13 protein-coding genes and 1 pseudogene are annotated in these 14535 nt (G+C 72.1%); 5 read left to right on the top strand and 9 right to left on the bottom strand.

Annotated elements, in window-relative coordinates; translation table 11 throughout:
- Positions 1-34: 34 nt before the first annotated feature.
- Positions 35-778, bottom strand: a complete 744-nt coding sequence (locus ACWC5O_RS11005) for a YcnI family copper-binding membrane protein (RefSeq protein WP_450586154.1) — start codon at positions 776-778, stop codon at positions 35-37.
- Positions 779-953: 175 nt separating this feature from the next.
- On the bottom strand, positions 954-1781 hold the full coding sequence (locus tag ACWC5O_RS11010; RefSeq protein ID WP_450586156.1) for a hypothetical protein: 828 nt from the start codon (positions 1779-1781) through the stop codon (positions 954-956).
- 243 nt (positions 1782-2024) lie between these two features.
- On the opposite strand from ACWC5O_RS11010, the gene ACWC5O_RS11015 reads away from it, so the two are divergent.
- The 3 genes and pseudogenes from ACWC5O_RS11015 to ACWC5O_RS11025 all read left to right on the top strand — a co-directional run.
- Positions 2025-2468, top strand: a complete 444-nt coding sequence (locus ACWC5O_RS11015) for an ATP-binding protein (RefSeq protein ID WP_450586157.1) — start codon at positions 2025-2027, stop codon at positions 2466-2468.
- 38 nt (positions 2469-2506) lie between these two features.
- On the top strand, positions 2507-3085 hold the full coding sequence (locus ACWC5O_RS11020) for a GNAT family N-acetyltransferase (protein WP_450586159.1): 579 nt from the start codon (positions 2507-2509) through the stop codon (positions 3083-3085).
- A gap of 220 nt (positions 3086-3305) precedes the next feature.
- Positions 3306-3527, top strand: a pseudogene (locus ACWC5O_RS11025) (triphosphoribosyl-dephospho-CoA synthase); the annotation flags it as partial.
- Here the strand turns inward: ACWC5O_RS11025 and ACWC5O_RS11030 are convergent.
- The 4 genes from ACWC5O_RS11030 to ACWC5O_RS11045 all read right to left on the bottom strand — a co-directional run bounded on the left by ACWC5O_RS11030 (position 3502) and on the right by ACWC5O_RS11045 (position 9359).
- Positions 3502-4728: an MFS transporter gene (locus ACWC5O_RS11030; protein WP_450586161.1), complete on the bottom strand. Its 1227-nt coding sequence runs from the start codon at positions 4726-4728 to the stop codon at positions 3502-3504. The pseudogene ACWC5O_RS11025 and the gene ACWC5O_RS11030 sit on opposite strands and share 26 nt — an antisense overlap.
- A gap of 68 nt (positions 4729-4796) precedes the next feature.
- On the bottom strand, positions 4797-6161 hold the full coding sequence (gene pdxR, locus ACWC5O_RS11035; RefSeq protein ID WP_450586163.1) for a MocR-like pyridoxine biosynthesis transcription factor PdxR: 1365 nt from the start codon (positions 6159-6161) through the stop codon (positions 4797-4799).
- 93 nt (positions 6162-6254) lie between these two features.
- Positions 6255-7763 carry an aminopeptidase P family protein gene (locus tag ACWC5O_RS11040; protein ID WP_450586165.1) on the bottom strand — a complete coding sequence of 503 codons (1509 nt, stop codon included), beginning with the start codon at positions 7761-7763 and terminating at the stop codon, positions 6255-6257.
- 135 nt (positions 7764-7898) lie between these two features.
- Positions 7899-9359 (bottom strand): PP2C family protein-serine/threonine phosphatase, encoded by a 1461-nt coding sequence (locus ACWC5O_RS11045; protein ID WP_450586167.1) that lies wholly within the window; start codon positions 9357-9359, stop codon positions 7899-7901.
- 607 nt (positions 9360-9966) lie between these two features.
- Between ACWC5O_RS11045 and ACWC5O_RS11050 the strand changes: the two genes are divergently transcribed.
- Positions 9967-10632: a bifunctional DNA primase/polymerase gene (locus ACWC5O_RS11050; RefSeq protein ID WP_450586169.1), complete on the top strand. Its 666-nt coding sequence runs from the start codon at positions 9967-9969 to the stop codon at positions 10630-10632.
- Positions 10633-10688: 56 nt separating this feature from the next.
- Positions 10689-11360, top strand: a complete 672-nt coding sequence (locus ACWC5O_RS11055; protein ID WP_450586170.1) for a hypothetical protein — start codon at positions 10689-10691, stop codon at positions 11358-11360.
- A gap of 244 nt (positions 11361-11604) precedes the next feature.
- Here the strand turns inward: ACWC5O_RS11055 and ACWC5O_RS11060 are convergent, their stop codons facing one another.
- The 3 genes from ACWC5O_RS11060 to ACWC5O_RS11070 all read right to left on the bottom strand — a co-directional run bounded on the left by ACWC5O_RS11060 (position 11605) and on the right by ACWC5O_RS11070 (position 14382).
- Positions 11605-12567, bottom strand: a complete 963-nt coding sequence (locus ACWC5O_RS11060) for a DUF5926 family protein (RefSeq protein WP_450586171.1) — start codon at positions 12565-12567, stop codon at positions 11605-11607.
- A 177-nt stretch (positions 12568-12744) separates the two neighbouring features.
- Positions 12745-13383: an ATP-binding protein gene (locus ACWC5O_RS11065; RefSeq protein WP_450586173.1), complete on the bottom strand. Its 639-nt coding sequence runs from the start codon at positions 13381-13383 to the stop codon at positions 12745-12747.
- 171 nt (positions 13384-13554) lie between these two features.
- A complete protein-coding gene (locus tag ACWC5O_RS11070; protein ID WP_450586175.1) occupies positions 13555-14382 on the bottom strand; it encodes a glycerophosphodiester phosphodiesterase in 828 nt (275 codons plus the stop codon).
- Between the last annotated feature and the right edge of the window lie 153 nt (positions 14383-14535).

A 14535-nucleotide genomic window follows, 5' to 3' on the forward strand; every position in this document is an offset into this window, starting at 1 on the left:
CGCACGACCCCTGGTGCGCATACGGAACGGTGGGTCAGGCGGTCCGGCGGCGGCCGGCGAGGACGCCGTAGGCCACGCCCGCGACACCGATGACGATGCCGACCACGCCGAGCACGCGCGCGGTGGTGTCGCTGCCGCCCTTCGCGTCCTCGTCGGCGGCCGTCGTCTCGTTCTTGCCGGCGGCCTTGCCCTCGGTCTTGTCGGTGGCGTCCTCGGCGGTCGAGGTGCCGTGGTGGTCGCCGGTGGCGGCGGCCAGCTGCAGCACCGGGGCCGGGTTCTCCGGCTCGTCCCGGCCCTCCTGCGGCACCTCGATCCAGCGCACGACCTCCTTGTCGGAGTACGTCTGGATCGACTTGAACACGAGCTGGTCGGTGTCCTCGGGCAGGGCGCCGACGGAGAGCGGGAACTTCTGGAAGTAGCCGGGCTCGATGCCCTTGCCGTCGGCGGTCCAGGTGACCTTGGTGACGGCTTCGTCGATCTTCTCGCCGTGCAGGGTCAGCGGCTTGTCCAGCCTGGACTTGGTGACCTTGACGCTCCAGCCGGCGATCGGCTCCGGCATGACGGAGGCCAGCGGGTGGTCGGCGGGGAAGTTCACCTCGAGCTTGGTGGTCGAGGCGTCGTCCCGCTCGTTGGGGACCTTGAAGTCGACGACCGCGTAGCCGCCCTTGGCCGCGGTGCCTTCGGGCTGCACGCTGACGTGCGCGAAGGCGGGGGCGGACAGCGTGAGCACGGCCGTGCCCGCGACGGCAGCGGCGGCGGCGATACGAGAAGCCTTCATGGCGGGGAGCACTCCACTCCGAGTGAGTTCGGTGGTGATCAGGAGTACGCGTGCGCGTGGCGGTACCACTCGTGGTGCCACATGCCGATGTGCGCACGCGCGTGTGCCGCACGACGGCGGCCCCTCCCGTCCGGTTCTCCGTTTCCGGCTCCGGTGCAGTGATGGTCGCGTCGCGTCAGGCGGCGAGGAGGAACGCGGCGGCGGGCGGGCCGCGCCGGATCACCGTGTGCTGGAGTGCGGTGGTGTGCGGGGCGGGTTCCTCGTCCCGGGCGGTACGACGGCCCCGGGGGCCGGGCTCGGGCGCGGGCAGCAGCCCGGCGCACAGGGCGTGCGCCAGCGCGAGCGCGCCCCGCAGGGATCGAACGAGCGCCCCCTCCGCGACTCCGTGCGCCGACAGCTCGATCAGCCGCAGCACGGCCAGGTCGCCGCGGCGCAGCAGCCAGCCGACGGCGACGGCCGCGAGGACGTGGCCGAGCAGCATCGGCAGGGAGGGCAGCAACGACGCCGAGGAACCGGTGGCGTCGGCCATGTGGTGCATGGCCGGCGTGGCGCCCACGGCCCGGCCCGAGGGGTCGATGAGGTGCGCGTCGAGCAGGAGCCGGTAGGCGTGCCCGGGGGTGAGCGCCGAGGGGCTGGACCCGCACACGAGCCGGGCGGCCCGCTGGGCGAGCGCGCCGCTGCTCAGCGACCCGTCCGTCGAACTCATCGCCATCGCGCCGGTCGTGCCTTGCTGACCCAGTTCGAACAGCGTGTGCAGCACGGTCTGGCCGAGAGCGAGGAGCGCGGCGATGCCGGGCAGCGAGCGCCGCCGTCCGGCGAGCGGTGCCACGAGCAGCAGGGAGCCCAGGAATCCCGCGCCGAGCGTCCACAGGGGCACGCGCGCGCAGGAGGCCAGTGTGTGCCCGGCCGCGGCCAGCGCGACGACGACCGCGGCGAACACCGCGGCCCGCAGGAACCGGAGCCCGGCTCCGGGGCGCGCCGTGCGCGGGTGGGGGGCAGTCATGGCGGCCTCATCATCCCACTGGCCCTACCCCGTCCCTACGGCAGGGCACGGGATCCGGCCTCGGCGAAAAAGATCACCACAAAGAATGGAAGATCATCCTCCGCCCGAGGGCCTGCCCACATACACCGATTCCTCCTGGGACGCATCGACCGTATGGGCGGAGTCACGTCAACGGTGTGCTTACAGCCGTGCACGGGCGGCAATACGTAACGGTATGTCGAGCCGCGGCCAGGAGGCTGGAGCATGAGCATCTGGTGGTCACTCCATCTGCGGCGCGAGGCTGCGAGCGTCCCGCTCGCCCGGCGGCTGCTGATCGGCACGATGGAGACGGCGGGCGTCGACCCGGACGTCTCCTACGACCTGTCCGTCGCCCTCAGTGAGGCCTGCGCGAACGCGGTCGAGCACGGTGGCGGCTCGCGCGACGGCTCCTCGGAGGCCTACCGGGTGACCGCCTACCTCGACGGCGAGAAGTGCCGGATCGAGGTGGCCGATTCCGGGCCCGGGTTCACCCGCACCCAGGACATCAGACCCGCCCGCGCGGACGCCGAGCACGGCCGCGGGCTCTGTCTGATCCGGGAACTCGCCGATCACGTGCACATCGGTGCCAAGCCGGGCCGGGGCGGGACGGTGGTCAGCTTCGACAAGATGCTCAAGTGGAAGAAAGATCCTTCCCTGCTTACGGCATGACGGTCCCTCTCCTGAGTCCGCGCCGCTAGGGTGCGCGCATGCATGGCATACATATGGAATTGCAGCACGAGAAAATAGCGGGCGGAGTGATCCTGCGTCCGCTCGCCGCGGCCGATGCTTCCGCGCTCGCCTCCGCCTATACGGAGAACCGTAAACACCTGGAACCCTGGGAGCCGGTCAGACCGGAATCCTTCTTCACCACCGAGGGTCAGGCTGAGCGCATCGACGGGCTGCTGCGGCAGTTCGCCGAGGGCGCCGTGAGGCCGTGGGTGTTCGAGGCTCCGGACGGCCGGATCGTCGGGGCGATCACCTTGTCCGGTATTTCGCACGGCCCTTTCTGCAGTTCCTATCTCGGGTACTGGGTGGCCGCCGACCAGCAGAACAAGGGGCTGGCCAGCTCCGCGGTCGAGCAGGTCTGCCGTATCGCCCGGGACACGATCGGGCTGCACCGCATAGAGGCGTCCACGCTGACCGAGAACACCGGTTCGCAGCGGGTTCTGGTGAAATGCGGATTCGAAGCGATCGGACTTGCGCCCGATTACCTGCACATCAACGGGGAATGGCGGGACTGCCGGCTCTTCCAGCGCGTGCTGCACGACCACGCTCCGGTCCCGTAAGGGCGCGTTCTGGCCCAAGGGTGCGTTTTCGGCCGTCTTCTCGAACTCCCCTTCCTTCACAGCTTTCCCAGGCCATGCCCATCGGGCTGACAAGCGGCGTTCCTAACTTCCCCGGCCATGACGGGAAAACACGGAAACACCTGGATCACCCGGCGCCGGGCCCTCGCGGTCGCCGGCTACCAGTCGGCATTCGCCGACACGGCCACGGAGGCGTTCGCCGCTGCACTCCGCGGGCCCGATCGGCCTGCGGCAGGTGCAGGCGGGGGCCCGCGCCGTCCTGGAGGAGGGCGGTACGGCGACGGCGGCCGGCGCCGAGGCACTGGCCGAGCTCGACGCCGGGCTGCACGCGCGCGCGTGGAGCCCCCGGGGCAGCGCGGGTCTGCTCGCGGGGGCGTTGTTCCTGGACGCGTTGCCGGTCAGCCCGCGAGTGCCGGCTCGGTGACCGTCCGCTCGGCACGGCCGGTGGCCCGGCGGGCCACCGGCCCCATCGCGTAGGCCGCCACCGGCATCAGCGCGCCCAGCAGCAGCCAGCCCGGGGTGCCCCAGCCCATCAGCAGCGAGGTCACCACCAGCGGCCCCAGGGTGCGGGCCACCGTGACACCCGTGCCGAAGAAGCCCTGATACTCGCCCATCCGGTCGGCCGGGGCCAGGTCGAAGGACAGCTGCCACGAGCCCGCCGACTGCTGCATCTCCGCGACGACCTGCAGCACCGCGCCGACCACCAGGATCACCGCCGCGGGCCACGCGGACCGGCCCGCCGACAGCGCGAACACCGCGCAGGACGCGAGCATCACCACCCCGGACCGGCGCAGCACCCGTACCGCCGTGGCCGGCCCGGTGACGGCTCGGGCCGCCCGCACCTGGAACAGCGTGACCGCCCCGGTGTTGAGCACGAACAGCACCGAGGCCAGCCAGGCCGGAGCCCCGGTCCGCTCCGTGATCCACAGTGGCAGCGCGAGGCTCAGCAGCGGCAGACGCAGCAGCAGTACGGCGTTGAGCAGCGCGAGGAGCGCGTACGGCCGGTCGCGCAGGACTGCGAACCGCTGCTCCCGGCGCCCGCCCGCCACTGCCGTCCCCGTCACCGGTGCCACCGCCGGCAGCCGCAGCAGGATCAGCGCGCACACCACGAAGCACACCGCGTCGAGCGTCAGCACCGCCCGGTACGCACCCGCCGTACCGGCGTTCAGCGCGAGCCCGCCGAGCGCCGCGCCGACCGCCAGCCCACCGTTGAGCGTCGACTGCAGCCGTGCCAGCAGTCCCGTCCGCTCCCCGGCCGGCACCAGCCCCGCCAGCAGCGCGTGCCGGGCCGCTGCCAGACCCGACTGCGCCGAGGCGTAGGCACCGGCGGTGAGGACGAACGGCACGAATCCCCGCACCAGGAGAAATGCCCCGACCGCAGCCGAGGTTCCCAGCGCCAGCAGCACCGCCGTGCCGCGGGCCCCGCGCCGGTCCGCGAGCCGTCCGAGCGGCACCCCGACCAGCGAGCCGACCGCCCAGGCGAACGTCAGCCCGAGCCCCACGCGCGCGGGCGCGAGGCCGACGACCCCGGTGAAGTACAGCGCGGAGGTGACGTAGAAGGCGCCGTCCCCGACGGAGTTGGCGAGCTGGGCGAGGGCCAGGAAGCGCTGCGGACGGTTCGTCATACCGATGACGTTAGGGGTCTATTGGCTCCATCATCAGACCCAATCTGCTGCTCTTGTACTGACCCACTTCAGCCCTCCAGGACCTTCGCCAGCACCTCCAGCGCCTCCGGATACGCCCGCTCGCGGGGGGTGCCGTAGCCGACGACCAGGCCCTGGGGCCGGCCTTCGGCGGGGGTCTGCCAGTGGCTGCCCAGATGGCCGACGGCGAGTCCTTCCGCCTCGGCGCGGGCCAGCGCCTCGGCCTCGTCGGGGACGTCGATCAGGGCGTGCAGCCCGGCAGCGATGCCGCGTACGTTCCGCCGTGCCCCCAGCCGGTCCAGCAGCTGGTCCCTGCGGCGCCGGTAGCGCAGCCGGCACGCGCGTACGTGCCGGTCGTAGGCGTGGCTGTCGATCAGCTCGGCGAGCGCCAGCTGCCCGATGCTCTCGGTGTGGTGGTCGCTGTGCAGCTTGGCGTCGGCGACCGCGTCGACCAGCTGCGGCGGCAGCACCATCCAGCCGAGCCGGAGTGCGGGGCCGAGGGTCTTGGAGGCGGTGCCCAGGTAGACGACCTGGCCCGGGGCCATGCCCTGCAGCGCGCCCACCGGCTGGCGGTCGTAGCGGAACTCGCCGTCGTAGTCGTCCTCGACGATGAGCCCCCCGCGCGCGCGTGCCCAGTCGGTGAGCGCGCGGCGCCGCTCGGGGTGCAGGGTCACACCGGTCGGGTACTGGTGGGCCGGGGTGACCACCACGGCGGCCGCCTCGCCCAGTTCCCCGGGACGCACCCCGCGCTCGTCCACCCGTACCGGCAGCACGGTCCCGCCGTTGCGCCGCACCACCTCCCGGTGGAAGGGCAGCCCCGGGTCCTCCATCGCGACGCGGGCGCCGTCCAGCACCCGGGTGAGGAGCGCGAGTCCCTGGACGTACCCGGAGGTGATCACGATCCGCTCCGGCGGCGCGAGCACCCCGCGCGCCCGCCCCAGGTAGCCCGAGAGCGCGGTGCGCAGTTCGATCCGGCCGCGCGGGTCGCCGTAGTCGTACGCCAGTGAGGGCGCCGTCGCTATGGCCCGGCGCAGTGCGCGCAGCCAGGCCGCGGCCGGGAACGCGCCCACGTCGGGACTGCCCGGCCTCAGGTCGAAACGCGGCGCACGCGCGTGTGGCGCCGTTCCCGGCGCCTCCTCCCGCAGGGCCGGCAGTTCGGCGACCCGGGTGCCGGAGCCCTGCCGGGCCGTGAGATAGCCCTCGGCGACGAGCTGGTCGTACGCCGACTTCGCGGTGCCGCGCGAGATGCCGAGTTCCGTCGCGAGCCGCCGGGTGGCGGGCAGCCGGGTGCCGGGTGCGAGCCGTCCGTCGCGCACGGCGTCCCTGAGCGCCCGTTCCAGACCGACCCGGCGGCCGTCGGCCGCGTCGGGTTCCAGATGCAGGTCCACGCCCACACCGGACCAGAAGTCGTCCACGAAAACCCTCCCCCTAGGCACGTGAATCCTGCGCACGCGTACGGACACGCCGATGGCCGGGCACCTTCCGGGTGCCCGGCCATCAGTGTCTTATCAGCCCTTCAGGGACGCCATCCAGGCCTCCACCTCGTCGGAGCGGCGCGGCAGGCCGTCCGAGAGGTTCCTGTTGCCGTCCTCGGTGACGAGGATGTCGTCCTCGATGCGGACGCCGATGCCCCGGTACTCCTCGGGGACCGTCAGGTCGTCGGCCTGGAAGTACAGGCCGGGCTCCACGGTGAGCACCATGCCCGGCTCCAGCGTTCCGTCGACGTACGTCTCGGTCCGCGCGGCCGCGCAGTCGTGCACGTCCATGCCGAGCATGTGACCGGTGCCGTGCAGGGTCCAGCGGCGCTGCAGGCCCAGCTCCAGGACGCGCTCGACCGGGCCCTCGACCAGGCCCCACTCGACGAGCCGCTCGGTCAGCACGTGCTGCGCGGCGTCGTGGAAGTCGCGGTACTTGGCGCCCGGCTTCACGGCCGCGATACCGGCCTCCTGGGCGTCGTACACCGCGTCGTAGACCTTCTTCTGGACCTCGCTGTACGTGCCGTTGATCGGCAGCGTGCGCGTGACGTCGGCGGTGTACAGCGTGTGCGTCTCCACGCCCGCGTCCAGCAGGAGCAGGTCGCCGGAGCGGACCGGGCCGTCGTTGCGCACCCAGTGCAGTGTGCAGGCGTGCGGGCCGGCCGCGCAGATCGAGCCGTAGCCGACGTCGTTGCCCTCCACGCGCGCGCGGAGGAAGAACGTGCCCTCGATGTAGCGCTCGCTCGTCGCCTCGGCCTTGTCGAGGACCTTCACGACGTCCTCGAAGCCGCGCACGGTGGAGTCGACGGCCTTCTGCAGCTCGCCGATCTCGAACTCGTCCTTGACCAGCCGGGCCTCGGAGAGGAAGACCCGCAGTTCCTCGTCGCGCTCGGCGGTGACCTTGTCGGTCAGGGCGGCCTCGACGCCGGCGTCGTAGCCGCGGACGACCCGCACCGGGCCGGTGGCCTCGCGCAGCTTGTCGGCCAGCTCGCGCACGTCGGAGGCGGGGATGCCGTAGAGCGCCTCGGACTCGGTCAGGGAGTGGCGGCGGCCGACCCACAGCTCGCCGTGGCCGGAGAGCCAGAACTCGCCGTTCTCGCGGTCGGAGCGGGGCAGGAGGTAGATCGTCTCCTTGTGGCCCTCGGTGGTGGGCTCCAGGACGAGGACGCCGTCCTCGGTCTGGTTGCCGGTGAGGTACGCGTACTCGACCGACGCGCGGAAGGCGTACTCGGTGTCGTTCGAGCGGGTCTTCAGGTTGCCCGCGGGGATGACGAGGCGCTCACCCGGGAAGCGCGCGGAGAGCGCGGCGCGGCGACGGGCGGTCTCGGCGGCCTGCGGGATCGGCTGCAGGTCGTGCAGCTCGGTGTCGGCCCACCCGGACTTCATGTTCTCGGCCAGCTCGTCGGAGACGCCCGGGTACAGGCCGTTCTTCCGCTGCTTGATGGGCTCCTCGGACTCAGCTTCCGGGCCCGCTGCGGTAGCAGCTTCATCGGGCACAGCCGGGTTGAGCTCATCGGACACGTGATCCTCCTCGGTACGCATGTGATCTCCCCCCGGGCCCGCGACGCTCATGCTTGTGGCCGAGCGGGGACCTCCATCATCGTACGGTCGTACACGATGCGACCCAGGCCGGAAGACCTGTTATGCCCACCCATGCCAGGCGGTGCGGGAGCGCTCTCAGTCGAAGCGGGCCGCCAGCAGGACCACGTCCTCCTCGCCGTCCTCCCCCAGTCTCCCCAGTCTCGAATCCGCTCGACCGGGAGTTGCCCCCACGTCCGGGCCGTCGGGCAGGACGGCGCGCAGCACGTGGTCGGCGATCGCCCCCGGGTCGCGGCGCAGGGTGCGCGGGACGCTCGCGGCGGCCGCGTGCAGCCGGGCGAAGGCGCGGTCCATGGGGTCGCCGGTACGGTGCAGCAGCCCGTCGGTGTAGAGCAGGACGGTCTCCCCGGCCTCGGCCTGGATCTCCACGCTCGGTGCCTCCCAGCAGGCGAGCATGCCGAGCGGCGCGGAGACGGAGGTCTCGGCGAACTCGGTGCGCCGCTCGCCGATCAGCAGGGGCGGACTGTGCCCGGCGCCGGCCAGGGTGATCTTGCGCAGGGCCGGCTCGCAGTAGGCGAACAGGGCTGTGGCCGAGCGGGCGGGCTCGGTCAGGCGCAGCAGCAGCTCCAGGTCGGACAGGACGGCGACCGGGTCCTCGCCCTCCATCACGGCGTACGCCCGCAGGGAGGCGCGCAGCCGGCCCATGGCGGCCACCGCGCTGGGTCCGGAGCCGGTGACCGAGCCGACGGAGAGGCCGAGGGCGGCGTCGGGCAGCGGCAGCGCGTCGTACCAGTCGCCGCCGCCGCGCGGGCCGGTGCGGTGCCGGGCGGCGAGCTGGACGCCGGCCACCCGCGGCAGCCGGGAGGGGAGCAGTTCCTCGGCGATGGTCGCCGCGCACGCGCGCGTGCGTTCCACCTCCACCAGCAGGGCGAGGTGTTCGGCGGCGTGGCGGACGTACAGGCCGATCAGGTGGCGGTGGTGCCCGTCCGGCTCGGCGGGCTCGTCGTACAGCCACACGGCGGCGCCGAGGCGGCCGGCGGATCCGGCGGTCAGGGGCAGGGCGTAGCTGGCGGCGTAGCCGAGGCGGGCGGCAACCTCGCGGTGGCGGGGGTCGAGGCCGTCCTCGGCGAACAGGTCGGCGTGCACGATCTCGACGGTGCCGGCGCCGGTGTCGAGGAGGGGGCCGTAGGGCTGCGAGCCGCGCGGCACGGTCTCCATGTGGCCGAGATCGGCGCGGCCGAGGCCGAGGCCGAGGGTGGTGCGGGGGCCGAGTCCGTCGGCGGGTTCCAGGACGACCAGGCCGCGGCGGGCGCCGACGAGGGCGGATCCGGCGCGCAGCAGCTCCTCGATGGCGGGCTCGAGTGCGTTCGTGCGGGACAGGCGTTCGGTGAGTTCGTGGAGGGTCGTGAGGTCCGAGACCCAGCCGGCCAGCCGGTCCTGGAGCAGGGTGCCGGGGGCGGGTCCGGCGGGGGCGGGGGTGTTCTTGACCGGAAGCGCGGTGTCCGGGGAGGGGACGGCGGGTGTGGGCGCGACAGTGTGTGCGGGCGGAGGAACCGCTGGATCGATTCCAGCCACTTTCGGAGGGTGCGGGGCGTTCATGGCGTCCGGCTTTCAGACCGGTGCGTATTGCTCAAAAGCATCGCAAACCCCCATGTCATTCTGCGCCGCTAGCAGTGTCTCCACATGTACACGCACTCGTGAGGGGATGTCCAGCATTGTCCTGCGGGGATTCCTGGTGTCCATGGGTCTGATGTGGGTTTCTTCCGAACCCCTTGCCTTACTGCCAAGTTGGCTTAAAACTGCCTCAGGTATCGGTCCATTGCGGTCGACTGGCCTTGCTCCACGCAGCGTCACAGCGGTCGTGATGGGTACGTACTCGGTGAAGACCAGGGGTGGTTGGGGGCCACCCGGAACCTGGCGACGGACCCGGGCGTCATAGCCACCGACGGCCGAGCCCCATCCTCCCGTGGCGGAGGCGGAGAGAAATACGCGCGACGGCAAAACGCCATACTTCGCCACCCCCACGCCGCACCCGTGCTTTTGATGGACGCACTATGGACGCGGCCAACGCTCGACCCCTTGGGGTTCCCCTTTGCCAAGCGCAAGGGTGTGATGCGCCAACAGGTACGCACAGTGAAGTGATCGACACATGATGTGATGTGGTCCACGGTGTTGCCAGCGGTGCAACGGAAAGGAACGAGCGCTCATGCGCGAGATCCTCGGAAGGCGACGCAGGCTCCTGTCCTGGCGGAAAGACGGGAGGCCTGAGCTGATCAGCGCGGCCCTGACCTTCGCGACGGAATGGCAGTGGCCCGTGCTCCCGGGCGTGGCCCCGGACCCGCAGGGACGGGCCCGCTGCGGCTGCCCCGACCCGGAGTGCACGGTGCCCGGTGCGCACCCCTTCGACCCCGGCCTGCTCGCCGCCACCACCGACGCGCGCATGGTGCGCTGGTGGTGGGCCAACCGGCCGGGCGCGCCGATCATCCTCGCCACCGGCGGCAACGCGCCCTGCGCGGTCAGCCTGCCGGCGCCCGCGGCGGCCCACGCCCTCGACCTGCTCGACCGGCGGGGCATGCGCCTCGGTCCGGTGATCGCCGCACCGACCCGCTGGTCGCTGCTCGTCAAGCCGTACTCCATGGAACAGCTCGGCGAGCTGCTCTACGCCAAGGACTTCGTGCCCGGCTCCCTGCGCTTCCACGGCGAGGGCGGCTACCTCGCCCTGCCTCCCTCCGAGACCGGTCAGGGCGCCGTCCGCTGGGAGCGTGCGCCGTTGCCGGGCTCGGCCTCGCCCTGGGTGCCCGACGTGGAGGCCGTGGTGGACGCGGTGGTCGACGCCCTCACTCGTACGGGTGTGAGCGCACCCGAGTTGTAGGGGTGTCGGGCGCGGGCGCCGCCCGATGTCCGCCCTTGGTCGTTATCTTCCGCTACATGCTGCGCATTTCTGGGGGCCATGGCACTCGATCGCCGCACCGCGGCGGGCCGGACCCCCGAAGGCTTCGTCTGCTCGCCCTCGCGGGTGTCGTGGTGGCCGCCGTCGTGCTGCCGCTGGCCATGGCGTCCGCGGGGCAGGTGGGCGAGGCCGCGGGACGTCGGGCGGTGGGCGCCCGGGCCGGCGTACACGCGCCGTCGTCCAAGTCGTCCACGTCGTCCACGTCGTCCTCGTCGTCCTCGTCGTCCTCGTCGTCGGACGGTGACGCGAAGATGCCCTCCGTCGATCCCACGCGCTCCCCGCTGCTGCTCGGCCTGGGCCTGGCCACCGCCGCCCGCTGCGGACCGGAACTCTCCTCCCCCGAAGGTGTCGAGGCGCAGACCTGTGTGCTGACCCAGGGCGAGGACACCTGGGCGCGCACCTACTACCGCAACACCACCGGCGAGGCCGTGGACGCCGTGCTGAGCCTGATGAAGCCGGGCGGCCGGACCGTGCAGACGCACTGCGCCACGGATGCCGACGACGAGCCCACCACCTGTGAGACACCCCGCGAACGCACCCGGGGCTCGCTGGACGGCTACACGGCCGTCGCCGAGTTCGCCGCGCGCGGCGCCGACGGGCCGCTGCTGCTGCGCTCGGGCAGCAACTCCGAGGAGACGAACGGGAGTTGACGCCCTGCTGCGCGGTGTACACCGCACGCGGGCATGGAAAGGCCCGGTTGCTGGCGACGGGGGATGCACCAGCAACCGGGCTACTGGAACGGTAACAAGAGATCGGCGGTTCGCAAATTCGATCTCGGCTATTCGGACACCGATTTACCTGTCGCGACGGGGAGTTGTGACAGGAGTCACCTGTATCGGGCACCGTTGTCACGGCTGACCGACCGTTCAGCCGTGACACGGGCCCCGAGGGCGGTCAGCTGAGCGTGACCTGCCGGTTGGTCAGTCCGCCGCGCGCGCGGCGCTCGTCGGCCGTGAGCGGCTCGGTGGCCGCGAGGGCGGTGGCGAGCCGCTCGGCGAACTCGGCGGCCGGCTTCTCCACGTCCTCCGCCGTGACCCCGCTCGGCAGGTCCCAGACCGGCACCGTGAGGCCGTGAGCACGGAAGGAGCCCACCAGCCGGGTGCCCTCGCCGAGGCTGGAGCGGCCCGCCGCGTGCAGCCGGGCGAGAGCGTCCAGAAGCTGCTCCTCCGAGTGCGGCATGACCCAGCGCAGGTGGTTCTTCTCCGGGGTCTCGCACCAGTACGCGGCGTCCACGCCGGACAGCTTCACGGTCGGGATGGCGGCGGCGTTGGCCCGCTCCAGGGAGGCGGCCACGTCCGGGGTGGCGTTCTCCGCGTCCGGCACCCAGAACTCGAAGCCGCTGTGCACGACTGGCTCGAAGGAGCCTTCAAGGTCGAGCAGGTCCTGCAGTCGCGGACCCTCGGAGGGGGCGCGGCGGCCCTCCACCGGCGTGCCCGGCGCGGCCTCCAGCGCACGCTGGAGCGTGTCGGCGAGGTCGCGGCTGATGTCGCCGGAGGGCGTGTCGTTCTGCAGGCCGAGCAGGACCGAGCCGTCGTCGCGGCGCAGCGCGGGCCAGGCCATCGGCAGCACCGTGGCGAGCGTGACCGACGGGACGTCCTCGGGCAGGCCGCTCTTGAGGGTCAGCTCCACCGTGGCGGCCGGCACCAGCTCGCGCAGCGCCACCCAGTCGCACTCGCCCGGCAGCCCCTCGAACGGACGCTGCACCAGCTCGGTCGCGGCGTGCGCGGCGGCCCGGCCGTGGCACGCCTTGTAGCGCCGGCCGCTGCCGCAGGGGCAGGGCTCGCGGGCGCCGACAACCGGGATCTCTCCGTCCGTGATCTGTGGCTTGGCCTTCGTCTGGGGTCGCTTCTTGGCCATCGTGGGGTCTCCCGGTTACGGCTCGTCTGGTACGGGCGGGAGCCTAGCCGTTCGCGCCACGGCCGACGGGAACCTGTGGACAACGGACACCTGGGCGACGCCGACGGGGTGAACCTGGGGACGACTTCCGTGCCTCCGCACGGCTCGGGCGGTCCGGTCCTCGTGTCACCGCCGCGCTCAGTCCAGGTCGTCGAACGCGTCCGTGAAGTCCAGGTCGGCCATGGCCGGAACCGCGGAGGAGATGACGCGCGTAGCGAAACCGTCGGGGCGGCACCCGGCATCAGGATCATGGACGTCCTCGTTGACCACGACCCAGACCGTCACCTCGCCGTGGATGTCGTCCCGGACACCCCAGTCGTCGGCCAGGGCCGTGATGATGTTCAGCCCGCGGCCGCCGTGCGCGGTGACCGACGGGGTGGCTGGAGCCGGGCGGGTCGGGCCGCCGCCGTCCGTCACCTCCACGGTGAGCCGCCCGCGTGCGTCCACCCGCCAGGCGGCGCGTACGTCGCCGTCCCCGGGGGGAGCGTCACCCAGGGGCCGCCCGTGTTTGCAGGCGTTGCTCAGCAGCTCCGAAAGGATCAGTACGGCATCGTCGATGACCGATTCCGACACGCCGCCGCTGCGCAACTGCGCACGCATCCGGTGTCTCGCCTTCCCCACGCCCGCAGGGCCATGGGGAACGGCCATGCTCGACGACGTGGGCACCTCCTGTGCCACCACCAACGCCACCCCCGAGACCTCCTTTGCCCCACGCCACGGTGTGGATGCCCCATTGGCCTGTACCGGAAACCGGCCAATCCTCTTCCGGTGACGCATTCGCAACGACCGCATACGGAGCGAATGCGCCGGAGCACTCCCTGTGACGGGCCTGTCATCGTGTGGCTGGAATTCAGTGGTGTGGCCGAGAACGGAGGATGGCCGAGCCGGGCGGCCGGGTCAAGGGGTGCGGAGCGGTCCTTACCCGGCTCTTGAGGCGCGGTCCCCCGCTCAGCGGCCCAGTCGCCGCAACACCGCGCGCGGGCGGTTGGTGATGATGGCGTCGATGCCCAGCTCGACACAGAGGTCGACGTCCTCGGGCTCGTTCACGGTCCAGACGTGGACCTGGTGACCGGCGCGCTTCAGTCGCTCCACGTACCCCGGGTTGTTGCGCACGATACGGATCGAGGGACCCGCGATCCGCACGCCCACCGGCAGCCGTCCGTCGCGCAGCCGGGGCGAGAGGAACTGGACCAGGTAGACCGTCGGCAGGGTCGGCGCCGCGGTCCGCACGCGGTGCAGCGAGCGCGCCGAGAAGCTCATGATCCGTACCTGCGACTCGGCGGCCGAGGCCGGCGCGTCCAGCCCGAAACGCTTCAGCAGGAGCAGCAGCCGCTCCTCCACCTGCCCGGCCCAGCGCGTGGGGTGCTTGGTCTCGATGGCCAGTTCCACGCGCCGCCCGGAGTCCGAGACCAGCTCCAGCAGCCGCTCCAGGGTGAGTACGGAGGTGTCCGCCGGATCCTCCGGGCGGTTCTCCCAGTCGGGCTCCTCGTCGCGTCCGCGCCAGGCTTCGCGCGTCTTCCAGGAGCCGAAGTCCAGGGCGGCGAGATCGGCCAGCTCCAGGGCGGAGACCGCCCCGCGGCCGTTGGAGGTGCGGTTCACCCGCCGGTCGTGGACGCAGACCAGATGGCCGTCGGCGGTCAGCCGTACGTCGCACTCCAGGGCGTCCGCGCCGTCCTCGATCGCCTTCTTGTACGCGGCGAGGGTGTGTTCGGGCGCATCCTCGGAGGCCCCCCGGTGGGCGACGACCTGGATGGGGTGCTGTGGTGCGTGGGTCACCGCGTCATCGTGCCACCCGTGCGGCGAGTGCGGGGCGGCGCGGGAGCGTCTGTGCGAGGAACGGAGGCACCCACCATGCCCCTTTGTGTAACTTTTGCCAGAAAGGTCCCATATAAAGGATGACCCTGGACCCACAGCCACCGCTTATGGTGC

Source organism: Streptomyces sp. NPDC001450 (assembly GCF_053597295.1).